The sequence below is a fragment of the Chthoniobacterales bacterium genome (assembly GCA_036569045.1).
In the GTDB taxonomy this organism is placed as follows: Bacteria; Verrucomicrobiota; Verrucomicrobiia; order Chthoniobacterales; family JAATET01; genus JAATET01.
Map to the genome: position 1 here is coordinate 1 of DATCRI010000087.1, position 23,161 is coordinate 23,161.

The window sequence follows — 23,161 nt, forward strand, 5'->3', positions numbered from 1 at the left end:
ATCTCGACGCGGGCGAATCGCTCTCGCCCGACGAATATTTCGCCATCCCCGCCACGGTCATTCAACCAATGACCAATGACCAATATCCAATGACCATCGCGTGGCCATCGCCGGTGAACAGCGGCTTCCCCGGGAACGACACCGCTCGCGCACTGTGGTTCGTCGGCCCCGGCGGCCCCTCGGCGCCGACCGCCATCGTGCTTCACGCCCTGATGTCCGCAAGCGACATCGGCTACCGCCGGCTCGCCGGCTGGTTCCACGATCGCGGCTGGAACATGCTCTTCCCCCACCTTCCGTTTCACTACTCGCGCACGCCACGCGGCCATCGGAACGGCGCCCTCGCCATTACCGCCCACCTGCCGCGAAACGCCGAGGGCCTGCGCCAGGGCGTCGCCGAGCAGCGCCAGCTTCTCGCCTTTCTCCGCGCGCAGGGCGTCACCGAATTTGGCCTGCTGGGCACGAGCTACGGCGGCTGGACGGCCTCGCTGCTCAGTTTTGTCGAGGCGGACTTCCGCTTCCTCACGCTCATCCAGCCGATCATCGATCTGGAGCACGCCATCTGGGAGAACCCTGCCGCGGCTTCGATTCGCCGCATTCTCCGCCAGCGCGGCATCACCGCCGGCCAGACGCATCGCCACGCGCACCTCACCTCGCCGCTGCATGGCGAACCCCTCACGCCCGGCGATCGCATCACTCTCGTCGGCGGCCGCTACGACACGGTCGCGCCGCCCGCCGGCCTGCGCGCCCTCGCCGACGTCTGGCACGGCGCCACCTACGTCGAGGTCGTGCAGGGGCACTTCGGCTACGCCGCGCTCGAGGAAGCCAAGCGCCGCATCGCCCCACGGCTTTAAGGCCTTTCGAGAAATCCATCACCTCCAGATCCTCAAGGCCGCGAAGATCGCCCTCATGCCAAGATCGGCTCTCTCTCCGATACTCGGGCCGCGGTCCTGGCAGGTGTCGCCCCCTTCAAACGCGACAGCGGTCAGTTCCGGGCTTGGCAATGCCGAATTTTTGGGTCATTTGCTGGCAGCCCCCCTTCCTGCCCATGCGCCGCACATTTCTTGCGCCCGTGATTTCCCTGCTCTCCGCTCTGGTTCCTTCGGAGAGTGACGCGGAGCTGGTAAACCGCTGGTCTTTCAACAACCCGGCCGGCAGCGTGGCGAATGGCACGGTGTTCACGGACTCCGCGAGTGGCGCGACCGCGACGTTGCGCGGGAATGGCGCGACTCTCAATGGCGCCGCGCTCGCGCTCCCCGGCACGACCACTGGGAATGCCTCGGCGGCGAACATCTCCGCCTACGTCGATTTGCCGAACGGCATCCTCTCCTCGAAGACAAACGTGACGATCGAGATCTGGGCCACGCCGATTTCCTCGAAGAACTGGCAGCGCCTCGTGGATTTCGGCCGCACGACACAGGCGGGCGACGGACTCGGCGCGCCAGGCGAGTGGACGGGCGCCACCGCGCCGGGCACGACGAGCGCATCGGACAACTTCATGCTCTCCATTCAGCGAGGCACGAATCTCAGCCAGCAGCGTTTCGAGGCGATGCTCGACGGCTCGGCGACGAGACTCGACACCGCCATCGCCACGACCGCGGGCACGCAGCGCCACTACGTGATCACCTGCCAGAGCGGCGTCGGCGTGTTTCCCGCCGGCGGCCGCATCACCTGGTATGCCGACGGCGCCTCCGCCGGCTCGATCGACGTGCCTTACGCCCTGAGCCAGATCGAGGACGTGAACAACTGGCTCGGTCGCTCCCAATTCAGCGGGGATAGCACCTCGAACGCCGCCTACGACGAAGTTCGCATTTACGATCACGCGATGTCGGCAGCCGAAGTGGCCTCCAGCCGCACGGCGGGAGCGAACGCCACGTTCCCGCCACCCGCGGTGCAGCCCGACGCGATCACCATGCACGCGGGGCAGAAGGCGCTCATTCCCGTGCTCGCGAACGACTCCGGGAGCATCAACCCCGCAAGCGTCCAGATTGCGCAGCCTCCGCAGCACGGCACGGCCACGCCGGACAGCTCCGGACGCATTCTCTACACCTCCACCGGCGGCACGATCGACACATTCACCTATCGCGTTTCCGGCGCGGGCGGCTTTTCCCCTCCGGCGACGGTCACGGTGTCGCTTTCCTCCCAGCTTCGCCTCCCGAGCCCGACACTCAACGTCCCCGGCACGCCGCCGGCGACGGCCATCCAGCTCGTCAACGCGCTCCCCGGCCTCACCTTCTCCCAGCCGCTCGCCCTCGCCAGCCCGCCCGGCGACGCGGCGCGGCTCTTCATCTGCGAGAAAACCGGCATCGTAAAGGTCGTCCCCGACGTCACGCTCGCATCGCCGACGCAGGCCAGCTTTCTGAATCTGCCCACGCTGCTGGGCAGCCGCGGCGAGACCTTCGTCACCGATGGCGAGCAGGGGCTGCTTGGGCTCGCGTTCCATCCCGCTTACGCGACGAATCGCTTTTTCTACGTCTTCTACTCGGTGCGAAAGGCGGACAATCTCGTTTACGAGCGCGTGTCACGCTTCACCGCGCAGACGGGCAATCCGAATGCCGCCGACACCGCGTCCGAGTTCGTGCTCATCGAGCAGCGCGACGAGGCGTCGAATCACAACGGCGGCGGCCTCGCCTTCGGTCCCGATGGCTACCTTTACATCTCGCTCGGCGACGAGGGCGGGCAGAACGACCAATACAACAACGGCCAGCGCATCGACCGGGATTTCTTCGCGGCCATCGCCCGCATCGACGTGGACAGGAAACCCGGCAGCCTCGATCCGAACGCCCATGCTGCGGTTCCGCGCGACGGCGGCGTCGCGCGCTACGCCATTCCGCCGGACAATCCGTTCGTTGGCGCCACCAGCTTCAACGGCGCCGCCGTCACGCCTGCGAACGTCCGCACTGAGCTCTGGGCGGTCGGCCTGCGCAATCCCTGGCGATTCTCGTTCGACATGCAGACGGGTGAGCTGTGGGTCGCCGACGTCGGCCAGAACGTTTACGAAGAGATCGACATCGTCACGAAGGGCGGCAACTACGGCTGGGCCTATCGCGAGGGCGCCCACAACGGCCCGAAGACGGCCCCGGGGGGCTTCACCTCGATCGATCCCATCTACGAATACACCCACGGCTCCGGCGCGCTGCAGGGCAACTCGGTCACCGGCGGCCTCGTCTATCGCGGCACGCGCATCTCCAGCCTCTTCGGCAAATACATCTTCGGCGACTACGTCTCCGGCAACATCTGGGCGCTGACGAAGAATGGAGCCACCGCGACCGTGGAGCGCATCACCGGCGAGGGCGGCATCGTCGCGTTCGGTTCCGACCCTTCGAATGCGGACATCCTCATCGCGGACATCGACGGCAGTCGCATTCTCCGCATCGTCACCGGCCCGGCCAACGACGGCTACCCCCCGACTCTCGGCGCTACCGGCCTTTTCGCCGATCTCGCCGATCTCTCGCCGAACCCCGGCCTGCTCCCCTACGAGCCGAATCTCGCATTCTGGAGCGACCATGCGATCAAGCGCCGCTGGTTCGCCATTCCCGACACAGCAACCCGCATGACGTGGTCGAAGGACGGTATGTGGACGTTCCCGACCGGCTCGATCTGGGTGAAGCATTTCGACCTCGATACGACCCGCGGCAACCCCGCCACGAAAAAGCGCATCGAGACACGCGTGCTCGTAAAGACCGCCACGAGCGCCTACGGCGTGAGCTACCGTTGGAACGACGCCGGCACCGATGCCACGCTCGTGCCCGATGAGGGTGTGTCCTTCGACGTGTCGGTCGTGGAAAACGGATCATCGCGCACGCAGCGGTGGCAGATCCCTAGCCGCACGAGCTGCCTGACCTGTCACACGCCGCAGGCCGGCTCCGCGCTGTCGTTCACCACACGCCAGCTCAACCAGCCTTTCACGATGAACGGCTTCATTGGCAACCAGCTCGATCTCCTCGCCCAGGGCGAGTATTTCGCGAATGCCGTCCCCGCGCCAAACACACTCCCTCGTCACCTCCGACCTGACGAAACCGCGTATCCCGCCGAGGCCCGCGTGCGTTCCTACCTCGCGGTGAACTGCGCCTATTGCCACATGGCCGGCGGCACGGCGCCCACGCAATGGGATGGCCGCCCGCACCTCACCCTCGCGCAGACCGGCCTCATCAATGGCAGCGCGGCAAACAACGGTGGCGATCCGGCCAACAAGCTCGTCGTCTCCGGCGACGTGCCGCATTCGATCGTTTACAACCGTGTCGCCGCCGCCAACGGCTTCACCCGCATGCCTCCCCTCGGCTCGAACGAACTCGACCAGACGAGCATCGCATTGCTTCAGGACTGGATCGCCACGCAACTCCCGAACCGGCAGGACTACACGACCTGGCGCCACCAGAAATTCGGCTCGCCGAGTTCGCCCGAAGGCGAGCCGCAGCAAAATCCCGACTCCGACGCCATGGCCAACGAGGGCGAATACCTCACCGGCACCGACCCGCTGAATGGCGGCAGCGCGTTCACCTATTCCCTCACGCCGGGCAGCAGCGGCGCGACGATCAGCTTCACGTTACCCGCGCTGCGCTCGTTCCAGATCGAAAGCTCGACGGACCTGACCGCTTGGACGCCGTGGAATGCGCCCGGCAATGGCGGCCTGCCCGTCCCCGGCGTCCCGATTACGATCACGGGCGGAGTCGAGCATCCCCGACAATTCTTCCGCGTGCGCATCTGGGAAAACTGAGGCGCCTGATCTGGCCCAACATCCCCTTGCGGTCAGCTTCGCGACGCCGTGGTTGAACCTCCTCAGCGCCCCTGGATCGTGAACGAGTAGTCGACCTCGAGTTTACCGCCCTCGAGCAACTCCGACACGTCCCTCGGGATCGGCGGAATCTCCGCCTCCATGATCGCGCGCACGCTGCAGCTCGCCAGGCTCTCGTTCGACGAGTTCCGCAACACCTGCACGCGCTCGACCGTTCCGTCGGCTCCCACCACGAAGCGCAGCTCGACCGTGCCGATCCCGACGAGATCGAGCATGTCGTTCACGTAGTAATACCAGCGCGAGCCGATCGCGTCGGAGAGCATCTTCTTGTAGCGCCCCAGCGGCGTGGCCACCGCATCGACCGACGAGCGCCCGCGGTTGGAAATCCCGCCGGTGAGCCGGGTCACGCGGCGCTGGGGCTGGAAGCCGGGAGGTTGCGGCTTCGATGGCTGCGCCGGCTTCTCGGGCTGTCTGACCTCGGGCTTTGCTTCCGGCGGCTTCGGCGTTGGCGCTTCGGGTTTCAGCAATGCGAGGGCGTCATCCTCGGGATTCGGCGTCGGCTTCGGCCTGGGGGTGGCCTTGGGCGTCGGGGTCGGCGTGGCTTCCTTCGGCGGTTCTTTCTCGGTCTTTTTCTCCTCGCGCGACTTTTCCGCGGGCTTCGCCTGGGCAGGCCTCGATGGCGAGGCCGGACTCGGCGCCACCGGCTGGCGATTCGGCCCGAGACTGAGATCCTGGCTCTGCAGCGTGAGCCCCGGCCCCTCCTCGCCGTTCAGCGTCGGCACGGGCGCGTTCGACTGCGCCGGCAATTCGCTCGCGGCGACGGTGTTTTGATCCGACTCGAAGGCGGCCTTGTCGGGCGCCTGTTCGCTCACCGTTGCCTGCGAGCTATCGACGAAATCGCGCTGGTTATTCTTCGATGGCGGGGTCGGCGATGGCGCGGGGATCAGGGTGAACTCGGCCGGCTGCGGCTGCGGCGGCGGCGACACTTTCGGCAGCCATTCCGGCTTCAGCGAGAGCAGCACGAACGCCACGAGGACGATCAGCAGATGAATGAGCAACGACAGCAGCAGCGCAACAAGGGTGCGCTTGCGCTGTTTCTGGCGCTCGGTCCGGACCGTCTCGATCATTCAGGAAGTCGGCAGCGTCTTCGAAACCCGCGCGTGGTGGAAGAGATATTGCTGCACGTAGCCGGCGTAGCGTCCGAACCGCTCTCGCGAAAACGCCTCGAGCTCGGCGAGCGACGCATCCCCGCCCCGCGGCGCCATGGCGCGCGTCACCCGGGCAATCCACACGTCCACCGGCACGGACTCGAGCCGTTCATACGCAAAGAGCAGCGCGCAGTTCGCGATCTTTCGCCCCACCCCCGGCAGCGCACAGAGCTCCGTCAGCAATTCCGCCGTCGGCAATCCGGCCAGCACCTCGAGATCGACCTCGCCATCGGCAATCCGCCGTGCGGTGGCCCGCAGATTCGGCGCGCGAAAGCCGAGGCCACAGCCGCGCAGCTCCGCCTCGCTCGCGGCGGCCAGGGCGGCCGGGGCCGGATAGGCATTCACCGCGGAGCCCGCCACCGGTTCGCCAAACCGAGCCCGCAGCGCAAGCGACATTCCGCGAATGTGGCTCACCTGCTTCATCGCGCTCGTCAGGAAGGTCGCGAGGCATTCCCACCGCGGCTGGCGCATCACGCGCAGCCCCCGGCACGAGGCCAGCGCCGCGCGCGAGAAGGCGTCCTCCGGAAACGTCGCCCGGATCTCGGGCAACGGATGATCCAGCGCGAAATAACGCGCCACGAGAGCCTCGCAGCCGTCCGTCACCTCGAGCATGTCGCCACGCTGCGCGACGCGCACCGCCGTCGCCCCGATCACGCCGCACCACGCGTCGTCCTCACGCTGCCAATGAAAGACCTGCCCGCTTTCCAGCGTCATCCGGAGATCGAACTCCGGCGCCGCGATCACGCTCATCGAATAAAGTAACTCAGGTTCTCGAGTTCGATTGCGAGGTTCACGTTGTTGACCATCACGTTCTTCGGCACATCGAGCACGACCGGCGCAAAATTCAGGATCGCCTGGATGCCCGACCGCACGAGCCTGTTGCAGATTTCCTGGGCCGCAATGCCCGGCACGCAGAGGATTGCCATCTTCACCCCGTGCTCGGAAACGAATTTCCCCATGCCGGTGAGCGGAAACACCCGCGTCTTCACCTCCTTCGTGCGCTTCGATGGCGTCGCGTCGAACGCGGCCGCGATCTCGAAGCCCTCCCGGGCAAACCCTTCCTCGTAACGCAATAGCGCCGACCCGAGATTACCCGCACCCACAAGAACAACCGGCTGCAGGCTGGTGCGTCCGAGCACGTCGGACAGCCGCTGGTGCAGCGTCCGCACGTCGTAGCCGAGCCCGCGTTTTCCAAACTGGCCGCAGTAGCCCAGGTCCTTGCGGAGCTGCGTCGGCTTCACCCCGACCACTTTCGCCAGCGCCTCGGAGGACACCGTGAGGCTTTCCCCGTTCGTCAGCCGCTCGAGGCATCGCTTGTAGAGCGACAGCCGATAGACCGTCTTCCGCGGGATGGGCTCCTTCATGATTTCGTGAAAAGGAGCAATGTTTTTCCCGAATTGTCAAACGACTCGCCGGCACTCAGAGAATCGCCGGATCGCCGTAGAGCGTGGAGCTCGACGCCCGCGTGATGCGCAGGTCGAACACCTCGCCGACGTGCCGCGCATCGCCCTCGAACACGACAATCTTGTTCGTGCGCGTGCGGCCGAAAAGACGGTCCGCATTGTGCCGGCTCGCGCCCTCGCAAAGAATCTGCTGATGCGTGCCGACGCAGGCTTCGAGCTTGCGCGCGACATTCGCGTTCACGACATCGAGGAGTTCCTGATTGCGCGCCTCCTTCACGGCCTCGGGCAGCTGTCCGTCCATCGTCGCGGCCGGAGTGTCGCGACGCGGCGAGTAGCGGAAGACAAACGCGTTGTCGAAATCGGCCTCCGTCACCATCGCCTTCGAAGCCGCAAAGTCCTCGTCCGCCTCGCCGGGGAAGCCGACGATGATGTCCGTCGTGATCGCGATGCCCGGTCGTGCGGCGCGCATCTTTTCGACGATTCGCAAGAATTGTTCGCGCGTGTAGGCGCGGTGCATCCTCTTGAGCAGGGCGTTCGAGCCGGATTGCAGCGGCAAATGCACGTGCTCCATGAGGTTCGGCAGGCGCGTGAAAGCCTGGATCAAGTCGTCGCGATAGCCGATCGGGTGCGGAGAGGTAAATCGAAGGCGTTCGAGGCCGGGAACGTCGTGCACGGCCTCGAGCAGCTGCACGAACGGACTGATGCCGCCGACCTTCTCGAATTCGTGCCGGCCGTAGAGATTCACGATCTGCCCGAGCAGGGTGACCTCCTTCACGCCGCGATCAACGAGCCCGCGGACTTCGTCGACGATCTCCGCGATCGGCCGGGAGCGCTCGCTGCCGCGCGTCGACGGCACGATGCAGAACGTGCAGCGCATGTTGCAGCCCTGCATGATCGAGACGAACGCCGTGGCCTGGCCGTCCTTCAGCGTGTGCTCGCGAATCGTGTTCTGCGAACCGGGTTCCTCGTCGGTATCGACGATGGCGAGCCGCTCGTCGTCGATGCGCGCCTCGAGTTTCGCGCGCAGCAGGTCGTCGACGTAATCCGCGACGCGATGAAATTTTTGCGTGCCGACGACGAGATCGACCGGCACCGAACCAGCCGTAAGTTCCGCGCCGCGGCTCTGCGCCATGCAGCCAAGATAGCCGAAGACGAGGTGCGGCCGGCGCTCGCGCAGCTTGCGCATCATGCCCATTTTCCCGATCGCCTTCTGCTCCGCCATGTCGCGCACGCTGCACGTGTTCAGCAAAATCACGTCCGCATCGGTCTCGTCGCGGGTGAGGCGATACCCGCGCGCAGCCAGCATTTGCGCGACCTGGTCGGAGTCGCGCTCGTTCATCTGGCAGCCATAGGTCTTGATGTAAACAGCGGGCATGCGGAGCGTAGGGAAGCGAGGACCCTACACCGCCCGGCGCGCGAACTCCAGCGGTCATCCATGTCGGAAAAAACCGCTTGTTTTCGACCTCCGCGCGGCAAAAGACTTCCCCCCAATGGCCACCTCCACACCAGCCGAACTCGGCTACGCCATGCCCGCGGAATGGGAACCGCACGAAGCCACCTGGCTGTCGTGGCCCCATCGCGAAGGCATCAGTTTTCCAGACGCCTACAACCGCGTCATCCCGACCTTCGTCAAGATGGCGTGCGCCCTCGCCGAGTCGGAAACCGTTCGCATCAACGTCAGGGACGCCGCGCAGGAAGCCGACGTGAAGCGCCTGCTGGCCGCCGCGCCGCCCGAGCGCATCGAGTTCCATCACATCGCCACCAACGAGCCCTGGTGCCGCGACCACGGCCCGATCTTCGTGAAGCGCCGGAAGGAGCCGCGCGTGGCTGCGATCAACTTCGGCTACAACGCCTGGGGCTGGAAACACATGCCCTTCGATGACGACGACGAGGTGCCGGTCCGCATCGGCGAGAAGCTCGGTCTCGAGATCTTCGACGCAAGCGACTTCATTCTCGAAGGCGGTTCCATCGACGTGAACGGCGAAGGCGTCCTCCTTACCACGGAGAGCTGCCTGCTCAATCCGAACCGCAACCCCGACCTCACACAGGACGAGATCGAGAAGCGCCTCGAGGATTACCTCGGCGTCAAAAAAATCATCTGGCTCGGCGACGGGATCGAGGGTGACGACACCGACGGCCACATCGACGACATCACGCGCTTCGTCGGCCCCAACAATGTCGTGACCGTCGTGGAAGACGACGAGAACGATCCCAATCACGACGCCCTCCACGCGAACCTCGAGCGGTTGAAGGCCATCGAGCTCAAGAAGGACGAGCCGCTGGAAATTCGCGAGCTTCCCATGCCGTCGAAGATCGTGCGCGACGGCCAGCGCCTGCCCGCCAGCTACGCGAATTTCTACATCGCGAACGAGGTCGTCCTCCTTCCGGTCTTTGGCGAGACGAAGGACGCCTGGGCCGAAGCCGTGTTCAAGGAAATCTTCCCGAAGCGCAAAATCGTTCCCATCGACTGCCGTGAGCTCATCTGGGGGCTGGGCGCCTTCCATTGCCTCACCCAGCAGCAGCCCAAGGCCTGAGGCGCCCCCATGGCGGACTTTCTCAACGAGCTCGGCAATCCGGCCTACCGCCACCTCCTGCTCAATCACCTGCCCATCCTCGGCCTCGCCGCCGGGGCGCTCGCGCTCTTCTTCGCATTCTTCCTGCGCAGTCGAGCCGCGCAGGTTCCCGCGCTGCTCCTCGTCCTCGTCATGTCCGCCTCCGCCCTTCCGGTCTACGAAAGTGGTGAGCAGGCCTACAAATCGATCCGTCGCATCGCGGACGACACCGGAGTGGACTGGCTCGACGCCCACATGGACCGCGCCGACGAGGGCATCCGCGCCTTCTACGCACTCGCCGGCCTCACCCTCGTTGCACTCGTTCTTCCCGTGAAGTGGCCCCGCGCTGGCACGCCGCTCGCCGTGATTGTCCTCATCGCCACCGTCGGCTGCGTCGGAATCGGCGGCTGGATCGCCCAGGCCGGCGGCCCGATCATGCACACGGAACTTCGCCCCGCACCGCCCGCGAACGAGGATTCCCTGCCCGCCGAACCGTAGTTCTCGACAGAATTTCCTTGCCCGGCAGGAGAAACCGTGCACTATTTCCGGTTCCTTATGGCAAAAACATCATGGCTTGAGCGCGACAAGCGCAAGCGCAAAACCGTCGAGAAATACGCGGAAAAGCGCGCGGAGTTGAAGGCCGCCGGCGACTACATCGGTCTCTCCCAGCTTCCCCGCGACGCCAGCCCTACCCGGCTCGTCAACCGCTGCAAAATTTCCGGACGTCGGCACGCTTACATCCGTCGCTTTAAAATGTCCCGTCTCACCTTCCGCGAACTCGCGACCAACGGTCTCATCCCCGGCGTCACGAAGTCGAGCTGGTAGGTTTCCGATCGCCAGATCCGCTCCGCTGGGCGTCTCTGGCTTCCATCGGCACGGGAATGCGCTCATGCCGATTTACGAATACGAACCCGAGGACGGGGACTGCAAACGCTGTGGCGGCCGCTTCGAGCTGCGCCGCCCGGTCGATCGCGAGCCTTTGAAGGCCTGCCCGCTTTGTAAAAAGCCCGTCCGCAAGGTTGTTTCGCTCGTCAATTCCCCCCGGGTTGCTAAACCCCTGTCGGTCTCCGACGCGAAAAGCGCCGGATTCCAAGTGCTCAAACGCCGTGACAAGGGAACGTATGAGAAACTCTAGGGCCACAATCCCGGCTGCTCCCGCACCGGATCCGCGCAGGAAATGTTTGGACTGACTCCCATACTGGCCTCCGCCTCTGCGGAAAGCGCCGAGATCGCGACCCACTGGGATTCGCCCGATATCATTGTGCTCAAGCTGGGCGCGATCGTCCTGCTCGTGCTGTTGAATGGCTTTTTCGTTGCCTCCGAGTTCGCGCTCGTGAAGGTGCGGGCCAGTCAGCTCGAAGCCCTCGTCGACCAGGGTGCCCGTGGCGCCAGGGCCGCCCGCCATGCCGCCCAGCATCTCGACGCCTACCTCTCCGCGACGCAGCTCGGCATCACCCTCGCCAGCCTCGGTCTCGGCTGGCTCGGCGAGCCCTTCCTCGCCGCGATGCTCGAGCCGTTCTTCCTGAAGCTCGGCCTCTCGTCGCCGACGCTCATCCACACGATCTCGTTCGCCATCGCGTTCTCGATCATCACGATCCTTCACATCGTGTTCGGTGAACTCGCTCCGAAGTCCCTGGCCATCCGCAAATCCGCCGGCGTCAGTCTCGCCGTCGCCGCGCCGCTTGGCCTTTTCTACAGTCTCTTCCGCCCCTTCATCTGGCTGCTCAACGGCTTCGCCAACGAATTTCTCAAACGCGTCCTGAAGGTCGAGCCGGTCGGCGAATCGGAGCTTTCCCACAGCGAAGAGGAACTCCGCCTCATTCTCGCGGAAAGCGAGAAGGCCGACGAGGTTTCCACCCTCGGCAAGGAGATCCTCATCAACGCTCTCGACCTCAAGCGCCGCGTCGTGCGCGACATCATGACGCCCCGCGGCGATGTCATTTACCTCGACGTGGGCGAGCCCTTCGACCGCCAGGTCGCCACGGCCATCGAATCTCGCCATACCCGCTTCCCGCTCTGCCGCGAGCATCTCGACGACGCCATCGGCCTCGTCCACATCAAGGACCTGCTCACCCTCGTCCATTCCGGCAACCGCGACGTCGAGTCGATCCGTCGCGAACTTCTGCACGTCTCGGAAATGATGCCGCTCGAGAAGCTGCTGCGCTTCTTCCTCACCAAGCACGGCCACCTCGCCGTCGCCGTGGACGAATACGGCGGCGCCGTCGGCATCGTCACTCTCGACAACGTCATCGAGGAACTCGTCGGCTCGATTCAGGACGAATTCGACACCGCCGAGGAAGAATACCGCCACATCAACGAGACGGAATTCGAGGTGGAGGGCACCCACGCGCTTTACGAGCTCGAGGAAAAGCTCGACCACAAATTCGAGAATACCGACGTCACCACAATCGGCGGCTTCATCACGACCGAGCTTGGTCATCTGCCCGTGAAGGGAGAGACCGCGCGCATCGGCGACTGGCAGGCCACCGTCGTGGATGCCGATGCCCGCCGCGTGCTGCGCGTGCACCTGAAAAAGGACCCCGAGCCCGTGCAAACAGACGACGACACCAGCACAAGTGGACAGAATTAACGGAATTTCAGGAATTTTTCGGAGAGCAATTCCATAGATTCTGTAAATTCTGTCTTATCTTTCCCATGCACGACGTCCGCCACGACAAGCTCGCCCACGTTCTCACCCGCCACTCCACCGCGCTGCAGCCCGGCGAAAAGGTGCTCATCGACGCCTTCGACATCCCCGACGAATTCGTGATCGCGCTCGTGCGCGCGGTGCGTTCCGCCAGCGCCATCCCATTCGTGCAGGTGCACCGCGCCCGCATCAGTCGCGAGCTGGCCCTGGCGGCCACCGAAGCGCAATTCGAGCTCGCGAGCGCCCTCGAGCTGGCGCGCATGAAGAAAATGGACGCCTACATCGCGGTCCGCGGCAGCCACAACATCACCGAGATGTCCGACGTGCCCGACGACCGCCAGCAGATGATCATGGGCAAGATGCGTCCCGTGCTCGACTGGCGCATCAACAGGACGAAATGGGTGGTCCTGCGCTGGCCGACGCCCGCGATGGCCCAGCAGGCCCAGAAGAGCACCGAGGCGTTCGAGGAATTTTACTTCAAAGTCTGCACGCTCGACTACGGCCGCATGGCGCCCGGCATGAAAGCCCTCAAGGCGCTCATGGACAAAACCGACCGCGTGCACCTCAAGGGACCCGGCACCGATCTGCGATTCAGCATCAAGGGCATCGGCGCGGTCTCCTGCGGCGGCGATCGCAACATTCCCGATGGCGAGGTCTTCACCGCACCGGTTCGCGACAGCGTCGAAGGCGAGATCACCTTCAATGCGCCGACGATTTACCAGGGCATCGCCTTCGAAAACATCCGCCTTGCCTTCGCCAGGGGCAAGGTGGTGGACGCGACCGGCAGCAACACCGAGGCGCTCATCCGCATCCTCGACAGCGACGCCGGCGCGCGTTTCATCGGCGAATTCGCGATCGGCTTCAATCCTCACATCCTCCATCCGATGCGCGATATTCTCTTCGACGAGAAGATCGCCGGCTCCTTCCACTTCACGCCGGGCCAGGCCTATTCGGTCGGCGGCAACGGCAACAAGAGCCGCATCCACTGGGACATGGTGAACATCCAGCGCCCCGACTACGGCGGCGGCGAGATCTGGTTCGACGGCAAGCTCATCCGCAAGGACGGCCTGTTTGTCGTCCCGTCGCTGAAGAAGCTGAATCCCGACTACCTCGCGGCGTAGGCGGCGGCTGCCGCCCCTGATTCCGATGGGAGGATGGCGGTTACAGCCGTCCCTCCTGCCGGGCCTGCCGCACGGAGTGAAGCAGCGCAAAGACGATGCCCGCGACGTCGTTCGTCTGCTCGGCCGGAGTGCGGGCCGCGGACAGGCCGATGATGACCTCCGACGGCTGGCGATTCACTCCGGGCACGGGCGTAAAACTGCGACGATAGACCGGCGCGGAAGGGTTGGTCTTCCAGCGAAAATGCGGCGTGTCGGCTGCATATTTTTCGAGAGCCTCGCTGAGCACCCGCTTGTGACTTTCCTCCACGAGCCACGCCTCGGCGTCGGTCTCGACCGCGCGGGGATTCTCCCGCAGGAAAATCACGATGTCGTAGGGATAGCGGAGCAATTCCTTCTCGATCACCTGAACGTGAGGGGACGGAGACTCCTCCCAGCAGCTCGCGCCGGCGGCAAACTGATCGTCGGTGAGGTAGGTCTTCGCGCGATGCGCCTCGAGGTTCGCCACCGGAAATGCCGTGACTTCGAGACCCGCCGCGAGGCTCGCGCGCTTCTCCATCGTCGCGATCAATCGGGCGATCGCGTAGGGACTGCGCACCTCGTTGCCAAACCATCCTCCAACGATCAGCGCCCTCACGGGCGGGTGCTCCGCGTAGGAACCGCACACGTGAAAATAGGGAATCGCATCCTGTCGTTGACGCGACGCGGTCGGGGCGTAGCCGACGATCAGCGAGGCGGAATCCTGCGCGAGATCCGCCAGCGGGGCAATCAGCCCGTCGATGTCCGTCTGCCCAGCTTCGAAGCGGTTGGCGATGAGAAGGTCAGTGGTGTTGTGCATGTGGCCTCGGGGTTGGGGTATGCTGAACGCTTAAACGACGAGCCGCTCAGTGCAAGACGTAGTTGCCTTTGGGGGAAATTTCACGTCTCTCGGGACCTCCGGCTCATATTTTTGCGCTATTTGAGCTCGCGGAACTTTCCGCCGCCCCCCTGCGTGGCGATGACGCGGCGCATGTCGCGCTCGTTTTCGGGCCGCATGCCTACGCCGATGAAGTTGATCTTCACCGCCTCGGGCATGCCTTTTTGAAGATCCTTCAACGCGGCGTTCAACTCGGGAAAGGGAATCCGCGCATTCTCCGTGCCGGTGCCGCGCTCGAAGCTGGCGTCCGAGATCACGAAAATCACGTCGGGCTGCATCTTGAAAGCCGCGCGCATCACTTCGATGAAGCCGGGTGAACCGCGCACCATGTTCGGCGTGGACAGCTTCATCGAGCCATCGTTGCCGGCAAACCATTCGTCGAGCCACGCATTCGCCTTCGCGCGATTGTCGTCCGTCGCCGGCAGCATCTCCGTCTCGAAGAAGGCGTAGTTGCGGGCAAACTGCCCGAGACCGAAGCGCGTATTGATGCCGAGCGCGGCGAGCAACTTCTTTGTTTCCTCGCGAATCTTGTCCATCGGATACCCGGCGCGCTGCGTGGCGGTGACCACGGACGCGGCGATGTCGTAAATGATCAGCACGCGCTTCGCGGTCGTCTGGATCCCAAGGAAGGTGAACCCGGTGCCCGTGCCGCCGCCTCCGGCGCCTCCCTGGCCGGTTCCCGCCCCGGCGCCGGCCGCGCCGATCATGCTCGAAACCTGGTCGGAAACGATCGCGCTCGGATCGAGCGGCAGCATCTGGTCCATCGGCACCTTGGGCAGCTCGGGCAGCGAAAACGCCGTGGGCTTGAGCGCCTGGAGCTTGTCGTTGAAGCTCGGCTTCGGCGCGAGCGAGTCGAACTCCGCCATGTTCATCTTGTGCTCACGCTCCTTGGCGGGCATGCGCAGTTCCTTCGGTGCAACGAACGTGGCCTTCGGCTGCAGAAAATAGCGGGCGACAACGAGCGCGCCGGCCACGAGACCGGCCACGATGTGCAGGAGCACGACGCCGATCACGACCATCCAGATGAGTTTCCGGAGGCGGGCTTTGCGGTCGGCAGGTTGGAGCTGGGAGCCGGTGGTCATGGCGTCAAGGGGTCGCGGTGGTGGCCGGTTTCGGCGATTCGACCGGATTCCGGGCGAGGTATTCCTTCGCGAGGGTCGCAAACCTCGTGGTGGGATAAAGCGTGACCAGATCGCGGGCCGACTCGGCCGCATTTTTCTTGTCTCCGCCGAACTGATAGATTTTTACCGCGCCCCAGAGACCGCGGGAGGCCGCTTCGGTCTCCGAGCCGAGAAACAGGTAGGGATGCAGGTAGAGATCGAGCGACTCGTTGTAGAGTCGATCATATTCGGGCCGCACCAGCACGTCCTCCTGCCAGCGAGGATTATCCTCCACGAGCTTGCGGAGACTGGCAGCAGCCGCCTCGGCGAGCAGGAATTTCGCCTCGATGAGCACCGTCGGGTCGTCGGAATTCCTGGCGAGCTCGCCGGCTTCGACCACGGCCTGCGCGGCGTTTCCGCTCGCCACCATGGCGCGCAGGCGGCCCTGCTTCGCCGTCTGCCGATCCGCCGGATTCCACGCTTCCTTTTCGATGCGATTGAAGACCTGAAGCGCCTCGGCCGCGCGCTTCGGATCGTTCGAAACGACGAGGGCGACTCCGTAGGCATTGCCCAGCGCGGCAGCCGGCGACTTCGGCACGCCAAGGAAGGCCTGCCAGCGCAGCCACTCGACGTTCAGCGCCGTCAGGTTGGCGGAAATGGGATTGGCGATCAGCTTGTCGCGATTCTCGTTCGGCGCGAACTCCACGCGACTCACCCGGGCCCGGGGCACGTTCACGGTGGCCTTCGCTCCTGCAGCTCCGCCGACAGCCAGCGGAACCTCCACCTTGAACGAAGTCGCGTCGATTCCGACCACCCGGCCGACCCGGCGCGAATTGGCGGCATCGTTCATGAACAAGGTGTCGACCACCTCGGCCTGCGCGGACAGGCCGCCGCAGATCGCGAGACACACGACGCCAAGGCGCAGTGCGTTCATGATTGCGTCGGCCCTCCCAAAGCCTGGAGGCGCTTCTTCGCCTCGGTCGATTCCGGCATTCCCTGAAGGTCCTCGATCTTCGTCATTTCCTCGTAGGTCTTTCGCGCGGCGGTCTTGTCGTCGAGTTCCTCGAAGGCCTCGCCACTGCTGAGATAGGCCTTGGCGACCCAGTCGTGCCAGCGGCCGTGCATGATGTAGATGCGTTGGAAATACGGCACGGCCAGCGCGTATTTCTTCTCCTTCATATAGAGGTCGCCGATACGGTAGAGCGCCTCGGCCTTCTCCGGTCCGCGCGACGCGTTGTTCGCGAGCAGGGCCTCGAGCGCCTTGCGCGCGCCCTCGGAATTTCCGTCCTCGGCGAGCAGCTGCGACTTCTCGATCATCACCTTGCCGAACAGCATCGAGCCGAGCGTCTCCTTCTCGAAACGATCGAAATACGCGACGGCGGCGGCCCGATTCCCCCGTTTGGCTTCGATCATCCCTAGCGCGGCAAAGGCATCGTCCTTCTGCGGGGCGCGCGGATTCCATTTCACCAGATCGCGCCACATGCGCTCGGCGTCGTCGGCGCGGCCGGCCTGTTCCAGAGCGACGGAGCAATCGGCCATGATGAGCGGGTTCGTCGTCGAGGGATTCACGCGCGTGGCCGCGTCGAGCAGGAGATTGCGGGAGCGATCGGGATCCTTCTTCCGATAGACAAGCGCCTCGGCCCAGAGCGCGCGCATTGCGAGAATCGTCTTCTTGTCGGTGTCGGCCCCCGCGTGCAGCTCACGCAGACGCGCAAGGTAACTCGCGGAGTCGTCGCCGGACGCGTAGAGTTTTTGCAGCGCGGGGAAGAGATCCTCCACCGATCGGATGGTTGCGTCGTTGCCGTATCGATTGATCGCCTGCCAATACGCCTCGCGCGCCCTGGAGGGATCGCCCTCCTGCAGATATGTCCATCCGATCCAGTAGATTGCCTCGGCCACGCGCGGGCTGCGAGGATGCTCCTTTACGAACTGCTCGAAATGCGGGCGCAATTTCTTCGGCTCCTCGAGCAGCCGGTAGGCCTTGCCGATCTTGAACCAGCCCTCTTCGAAGAATTTCGAGTCGTTGGAAGGGATCTGCTTCAACGCCGCGATGCCCTCCTCGATGTCGCCCTGCTCCATCAGGGCATCGCCGAGCAGCACGAGCGCCTCGGAGTTCGACTCGTGGCCGGGATACGCCTTCAAATAGGCCCGCAGCTCGCGAATGGCGGTGGCGGTGGCGTGCATCGACTGGGCAGCGTAGGCCTTCTGGAAAGTCGCCGCGCCGCGGAAGGCGCCGTCCTTGTATTGGCCGAGGTATTCATCCATCACCTCTCGCGTTTGCGGGAATTGCTTGTCGAAAGAGAATCCCATGCCGCGCCAGTAGGCGGCCGACTCCGCGAGATCGCTCTTCGGATCCGTCTTCGCGAATTCCTCGAAGGTCGCGATGGCGGGCTTGTTCTGGTCGGAGAGCAGCTGGCTGAAGCCCTTCATGAACAGCGCCCGCGCGGCGAAGTCGGACTGCGGGAACTGCCGGCGAATCCCCTCGAACGTCGCAATGGCCGCCGGCTGGTCGTTCATCCGCTGCTGCGCGATCCCTTCCAGATACAGCGCCATCGGGAGCTGCTTCGACTCCGGAAATTTCTTCGCGAAGGTCTGCGCGGCCTCGACCGCCTTCGGCCAGCGCTCGATCGCAGACCAACACTGAATCAGGTTCAGCGACGCGGACTCGACGACGGCATCCGGCGGCATCGTGACCAGCATGTCCTCCATGATGAGCGCCGCCTCGCGGTAGCGCTCCATCGCGAGGTAGGCGGTGGCGAGGCGCAGACGCAGGGCCGAGTCGAAGTTCGCAATCTTTTCGATGTTCGCGACCTCGCGCTTGACCTTGGCGATCATCTGCCTGAGGCGGAACGTGCGATACGGGTCACTCTTCGGCTGGGCCTCGGCAGCGGCGACGGCGTCCTCGAGTTCCCCCAGGCGCTGGGCCTGGTATTTCAGCAGGCGATCGCGATTCCACACGCGCTGGAGCGCGGTGATGGCCTTGCGATTCTCTCCCTTGTCGAGGAACTCGGAGCCGAGCTGCAATGCCAGCGTCTGGAAGGTCGCGATCTGCAGCATCTGGTTCAACCGGGGGAATTCCTCGACGACCAGCGCGAGCGCGTCGTCGAATTTTTCCTCCTGCATCAGCGCATAGAGCTCGAGCACCGTCGCGCGCCCGCGATCGACGGGATCCACCAGCGGCCGGATCGCGGCGAACTGCTTCGCCGCTTCGGCCCACTTCTCCTCGAGCACCCACGTCGTGCCGTAGAGCAGCATCGCTTCGGCAGCCTGCTTCGAGCGCGGAAACTCCTTCACGAACGTGTCGAAGGACTTCCGCGCAGCCGCGTATTCCTGGTCCTGCATCTCGCAGACGCCCTTGTAAAAAACGAGGTCCTCCCGCTGCTCGGCAATCGGTGGCGGGGTGGCGGCCAGCGTGGCCTGAATCACCTCGAGCGCGGCCGGAAATTTCTGCGTATGCAGGAGGCTCATGGCGTAGGGGTAACGCAGGTTCGCCATCGCCTTCTGCCCGGCCTCGGTCTTGCTGAAATCCTGCTCGAAGCGCTGGAAGCCCACCACGGCTTCCGCGAATTTGCCGGCGTTGTAGGCGTTGATCGCCGCGAGATAGCGCTCCTCGGCCGTCATGTCGCCGGCCCCCGGGGCCGCCCAGGCGGCGGTCGCCATCCAGGCGGCCGCCAGCGTGCCGCCGACCCGAATCCAGAAACCGGCTCTCATCTTCCGCTCCGTGCTACCTCTTTCGCGCGCAAAACACCGGTGACAATTTTGCCACAGCCCGCATCTTGGAAGGGATGAATTCCGAATCGCTGGAATCCCGCCTGCTCGCCTGGATCGAATGCCCGGAAAGCGCCGCCCTCGGCGACGTCCTGCTCGAGGTCCACGCCTTTCAGCGGACGGCAAACTCCGCCTACGGGGCATATTGCGCGCAGTTTCCCGCGCCGCGTCGCTGGCAGGACATTCCGGCCCTCCCGCAGCGGCTTTTCAAGGAAACGGCGCTGCGCTCCTTCCCCTCGGCAGAAACCAGCCGCACGTTTCGCACGAGCGGAACAACAGGCGAAGGCTACGGGGAACATCATTTTCGGTCTCTACGTCTTTACGAAGCGGCGGCGACCCACGGGTGGAGTCGCGCGGGGCTGGACGGTCGCCGGGTGCTGGCCCTGCTGCCGCCATCCGCCGATGCCCCCCATTCCTCGCTGAGTCAGATGGCTTCGTGGCTGTGTCCGGACGAAAAAGCATTTTTCATGCGCAACGGTCGCGGCAAATGGGAGGAACTTTCCGCAAATCTGACGGCGACCGAGGAATCCGTCGTCCTTTTCGGCACCGCCCTCGCCTTCCTCGACTGGTTCGAGACGCTCGGCGACCAGACGATCGCCCTGCCGCCCCGCAGTCTGGCGGTGGAAACCGGTGGCTACAAGGGCACCCGCCGCGAGTTGCCGAAAGCGGACCTCTACGCGCAATTCACCGCCCGGCTTGGCCTGGCTGGTCCGAGCGTCGTCAACGAATACGGCATGACGGAGCTGTCCTCGCAGTTCTACGCCCGCGGCGTCGGCACCCCGCACATCGCGCCGCCGTGGGCGCGCGGCCTCGTGGTCGATCCCGGCACCGGCGCCGAGGTGGCCGAGGGAGAAACCGGCGTGTTGCGGCTCTTCGACGCGGCGAATCTCTGGTCCGTCTGCGCCGTGCAGACGCGGGATCTCGCGATCCGCCGCGGCGAGAATTTCGAACTCATCGGCCGCGACCCCGCCGCCCTGCCCCGCGGCTGCTCGCGCACGGCGGACGAGATGCTTGCCGTTACTCGTAGCGCAGCGCCTTGACCGGATCGAGGCGGGCCGCGAAGTAGGCCGGAATGAGCGCCGCGACCGAGCAGATCACGAACGCGCTCACGCAAATGATCGCGACGTCGGAGGGCACGACCTTCGCGGGAATTTCACTGAACTGGTAGACCGACTGCGGGAAGACGGAGATGCCCAGCACGTCGGCGAGGAAGTCGCGGGTTTCGTTGCGGAAGCGGATAAGCGTCATGCCGAGCCCGAGGCCGGTGAGCGTGCCGAAGAACCCGACGACCATGCCCTGCGCGACAAAAATGCCGACGATCTGCCCCGTGCGGGCGCCGAGCGCCTTGAGAATGCCGATCTCGCGCGTCTTCTGCACCGTGACGGTGATGAGCGTGTTCATGATGCCGAATGCCGCCACGAGCACGATGAACATCAGCAGGAAGAACATCACCCCGCGCTCCATGCGAATCGCGTCGAAGAGTTCCTTGTTCTGCTCGACCCACGTGCGGGCGATATTCGGCGGCCCGATGCGCTGCATGATGCCGTCTCGCGTGACGCCCGATGTGAAGGGATCCGTCGTCTTGACCGAAAGCCCGTGCACGCTGTCGGGATCGAGCTCATACATCTCCTGGCCGATGAAAAGCGGCACGAGCACAAAATCGCTGTCGTAGAGGTAGCGCCCGCTCTCGAAGATGCCGGTGACGGTGAGCGCCGTCGGCAGGACGAGCGACTTGATGTTCTCGAAGACCTGCGGATCCTTGTTCCCTTCCTTCTGCGCCTTGTCGATTTGCACCATGATTTCCTGGGCATTCTTGGGCGAAGTGACGTTGAGCGTGCTGCCGATGCTCAGCCCGAGCTGGCGGGCAAAATCGGCGCCGACGACGCATTTTTCGCCGTCGAGATCGAGCTGCGGGCGGCCATCGGCGTCCATCTTCGAGGACGCGATGAGGTATTTGCCGATGTCGGTGATGTGCGCCTCCTTCACGGGGTCGATGCCGCGGACGATCGGCGCAAGCCAGCGGTGGTCCGCCTCGGCCATCACGCGACCCATGGTGTAGGGCGCGACCCCATCTGGCACGACGCCCGGCACGGCCTGCACTTCCCTCGCAATTTCCTTCCAGTTCTCGACGATGCCGTCGCTCTGGACGGTGATGTGCGCGTCGAACCCGATCACCTTCTTCTGAAGCTCGAGCTCGAAGCCGCTCATCACCGAAATCACGAGGATCAGCACCGTGATGCCGAGCGTGACGCCGAGGATCGAGATGATCGTAATGACGGACACGAACGTGCGCTTCGGTTTCAGGTAGCGCAGGGCAAGGAACAGGCTGAACGGCTTTTTCACGAGGTCGAGGGCGGCACAATGCCGCGCCCTTGCGTCCAACGCAAAGAGGAATCTCCCCCGGGGCGGGGCGCCTTGCCGGGGCGGGAAGGCTGGGCTACCTTCCCCTCGAGGAGTGCCGGGTCGGGCCCGGCGAATGGTTTTTATGGCAAACGCAATGGTAATCGGGATCGGCGGAGTGGGCTCCGTGATCGGACAGCGGCTGCACGAATACGACTGCTTCGACCGCATCGTGCTCGCGGACATGGACACGACGTTTGCGAATCAGCTCGCGGCCCGCACGCCGCGGAATCGCTTCGTCGTCGTGCAGGCCAATGCCATGCAGACCGAGCGCCTCGCGGCGCTGATGAAGGAATCCGAGGTGAAGGTCACCTGCAACGCCTGCACCTGCCAGACGAATCACTCCGTGCTCGAGGCCTGCGTGCGCTCGGGCTCGCATTACATCGACATGGCCGCGGATATCTATTCCCCGCCCGGCGTGAAGCGCCCCGGCAAGAATTCCTTCGAGGCCGAGATCGAGAAGTTCAACCAGCGTTTCCTCGACGCAGACCTCGCCGGCATCCTCTGCATGGGCATGGACCCCGGCGCCGTGAACATCTTCGCCCGATGGGCCATGGATCGCCTGGACACCGCCAGTTCCATCCGCGTGCTGGACGCTGACAATGCCGAGGTGCGCGGCTACCGCTTCGCCGTCCTGTTCTCGCCGGAGACGTTCTTCGAGGAGCTCGGCGCCGTGCCGTATTTCGTGAAGGACGGCCGCGTCACCAGCGGGAAGCCCCTCGAGACGGAGGTCGAATGGGTGCGCTTTCCCGATCCCATCGGCCTGCAAAAGACCTACGCCGTCGCTCACGAGGAGGGCGTGAGCCTCGGCATCTATCCGCCATTCGTCGAAAAAGGCGTGCGCTATTCCGTCTTCAAATACTCCATCCCCGAGAAGGTCGTGAACATCTCGAAGTCGCTCGCGCTCCTCAATCTCGACTCGTGGAAAAAGATTCGCGTCGACGGCGTGGAGGTCGCGCCCGTGCGCGTGGCGAGCGCCAGCCTGCCGAAGCCCGCTCAACTCGGCGCCACGGTGGACGGCTATTCCTGCGTCGGCACCGAGGTGCGCGGCACGAAGGACCGCAAGCGCGTCGAATATTTCGTCTACTCGATGGATAGCCACCGCGACACCTACGAGAAATACGGCTACTCGCTCACGCTCGTGCAGACCGGCATCCCCCCCGCGCTCACCGCGCGACTGCTCGCCACGGGCAAGATCCCCGAGCGCGGCGTGATGATGCCCGAGCATCTCGACCCCGAGGCGCTGATGAACGATTTCTCCCGCGAAGGCCTGCCGATCTTCATCGAGAAGCGCGAAGTCGAGCGCTGGTAGAGGCT

The 23,161-nt window shown here is 64.7% G+C and carries 19 protein-coding genes; 10 read left to right on the forward strand and 9 right to left on the reverse strand.

Annotation, left to right across the window (positions count from 1 at the left end):
* Positions 1-851: hypothetical protein (locus VIM61_15330; GenBank protein ID HEY8901783.1), on the forward strand; the 851-nt coding region annotated here is incomplete at its 5' end.
* Positions 852-1,045: 194 nt separating this feature from the next.
* Positions 1,046-4,714: a PQQ-dependent sugar dehydrogenase gene (locus VIM61_15335; protein HEY8901784.1), complete on the forward strand. Its 3,669-nt coding sequence runs from the start codon at positions 1,046-1,048 to the stop codon at positions 4,712-4,714.
* A 62-nt stretch (positions 4,715-4,776) separates the two neighbouring features.
* Here VIM61_15335 and VIM61_15340 read toward each other — a convergent pair whose 3' ends face one another.
* From VIM61_15340 to miaB, 4 genes are read right to left on the reverse strand one after another with little or no spacing between them, the layout of a single operon-like run.
* Positions 4,777-5,859: an energy transducer TonB gene (locus VIM61_15340; GenBank protein HEY8901785.1), complete on the reverse strand. Its 1,083-nt coding sequence runs from the start codon at positions 5,857-5,859 to the stop codon at positions 4,777-4,779.
* The gene (locus VIM61_15345) at positions 5,860-6,690 is read right to left on the reverse strand and encodes a DNA glycosylase (protein HEY8901786.1); all 831 of its coding nucleotides are present in this window, start codon (positions 6,688-6,690) and stop codon (positions 5,860-5,862) included. It lies immediately after the preceding gene.
* The gene (locus VIM61_15350; GenBank protein ID HEY8901787.1) at positions 6,687-7,304 is read right to left on the reverse strand and encodes a redox-sensing transcriptional repressor Rex; all 618 of its coding nucleotides are present in this window, start codon (positions 7,302-7,304) and stop codon (positions 6,687-6,689) included. The genes VIM61_15345 and VIM61_15350 overlap by 4 nt, the downstream gene beginning before the upstream one ends.
* A gap of 55 nt (positions 7,305-7,359) precedes the next feature.
* Positions 7,360-8,718 carry a tRNA (N6-isopentenyl adenosine(37)-C2)-methylthiotransferase MiaB gene (gene miaB / locus VIM61_15355; protein HEY8901788.1) on the reverse strand — a complete coding sequence of 453 codons (1,359 nt, stop codon included), beginning with the start codon at positions 8,716-8,718 and terminating at the stop codon, positions 7,360-7,362.
* 115 nt (positions 8,719-8,833) lie between these two features.
* Between miaB and VIM61_15360 the strand changes: the two genes are divergently transcribed.
* From VIM61_15360 to VIM61_15385, 6 genes are all read left to right on the forward strand, one after another.
* Positions 8,834-9,877 (forward strand): agmatine deiminase family protein, encoded by a 1,044-nt coding sequence (locus VIM61_15360; GenBank protein ID HEY8901789.1) that lies wholly within the window; start codon positions 8,834-8,836, stop codon positions 9,875-9,877.
* Between the two features lie 9 nt (positions 9,878-9,886).
* Complete coding sequence (locus VIM61_15365) at positions 9,887-10,393, forward strand: hypothetical protein (GenBank protein ID HEY8901790.1); 507 nt, start codon at positions 9,887-9,889, stop codon at positions 10,391-10,393.
* 57 nt (positions 10,394-10,450) lie between these two features.
* Positions 10,451-10,720 carry a 30S ribosomal protein S14 gene (rpsN, locus tag VIM61_15370; GenBank protein HEY8901791.1) on the forward strand — a complete coding sequence of 90 codons (270 nt, stop codon included), beginning with the start codon at positions 10,451-10,453 and terminating at the stop codon, positions 10,718-10,720.
* A gap of 64 nt (positions 10,721-10,784) precedes the next feature.
* Positions 10,785-11,030: a zinc ribbon domain-containing protein gene (locus VIM61_15375; protein HEY8901792.1), complete on the forward strand. Its 246-nt coding sequence runs from the start codon at positions 10,785-10,787 to the stop codon at positions 11,028-11,030.
* A 42-nt stretch (positions 11,031-11,072) separates the two neighbouring features.
* Positions 11,073-12,485, forward strand: a complete 1,413-nt coding sequence (locus tag VIM61_15380; GenBank protein HEY8901793.1) for a hemolysin family protein — start codon at positions 11,073-11,075, stop codon at positions 12,483-12,485.
* Between the two features lie 65 nt (positions 12,486-12,550).
* Positions 12,551-13,663: an aminopeptidase gene (locus VIM61_15385; protein ID HEY8901794.1), complete on the forward strand. Its 1,113-nt coding sequence runs from the start codon at positions 12,551-12,553 to the stop codon at positions 13,661-13,663.
* Between the two features lie 40 nt (positions 13,664-13,703).
* Here VIM61_15385 and VIM61_15390 read toward each other — a convergent pair whose 3' ends face one another.
* From VIM61_15390 to VIM61_15405, 4 genes are all read right to left on the reverse strand, one after another.
* Positions 13,704-14,498 (reverse strand): hypothetical protein, encoded by a 795-nt coding sequence (locus VIM61_15390; GenBank protein HEY8901795.1) that lies wholly within the window; start codon positions 14,496-14,498, stop codon positions 13,704-13,706.
* A gap of 116 nt (positions 14,499-14,614) precedes the next feature.
* Positions 14,615-15,658, reverse strand: coding sequence for a hypothetical protein (locus tag VIM61_15395; protein ID HEY8901796.1), 1,044 nt, complete (start codon positions 15,656-15,658; stop codon positions 14,615-14,617).
* 4 nt (positions 15,659-15,662) lie between these two features.
* Positions 15,663-16,610 carry a hypothetical protein gene (locus VIM61_15400; GenBank protein ID HEY8901797.1) on the reverse strand — a complete coding sequence of 316 codons (948 nt, stop codon included), beginning with the start codon at positions 16,608-16,610 and terminating at the stop codon, positions 15,663-15,665.
* Positions 16,607-19,387 carry a tetratricopeptide repeat protein gene (locus VIM61_15405; protein HEY8901798.1) on the reverse strand — a complete coding sequence of 927 codons (2,781 nt, stop codon included), beginning with the start codon at positions 19,385-19,387 and terminating at the stop codon, positions 16,607-16,609. Before VIM61_15405 ends, VIM61_15400 begins: the two co-directional genes overlap by 4 nt.
* Before the next feature lie 74 nt (positions 19,388-19,461).
* On the opposite strand from VIM61_15405, the gene VIM61_15410 reads away from it, so the two are divergent.
* Positions 19,462-20,484 carry a hypothetical protein gene (locus VIM61_15410; protein HEY8901799.1) on the forward strand — a complete coding sequence of 341 codons (1,023 nt, stop codon included), beginning with the start codon at positions 19,462-19,464 and terminating at the stop codon, positions 20,482-20,484.
* Here the strand turns inward: VIM61_15410 and VIM61_15415 are convergent.
* Positions 20,462-21,787, reverse strand: coding sequence for an FtsX-like permease family protein (locus VIM61_15415; protein ID HEY8901800.1), 1,326 nt, complete (start codon positions 21,785-21,787; stop codon positions 20,462-20,464). The two genes, VIM61_15410 and VIM61_15415, sit on opposite strands and share 23 nt — an antisense overlap.
* Before the next feature lie 154 nt (positions 21,788-21,941).
* Here VIM61_15415 and VIM61_15420 point away from each other — a divergent pair, with 154 nt between their 5' ends.
* Positions 21,942-23,156 (forward strand): saccharopine dehydrogenase C-terminal domain-containing protein, encoded by a 1,215-nt coding sequence (locus tag VIM61_15420; protein ID HEY8901801.1) that lies wholly within the window; start codon positions 21,942-21,944, stop codon positions 23,154-23,156.
* Positions 23,157-23,161: the final 5 nt, after the last annotated feature.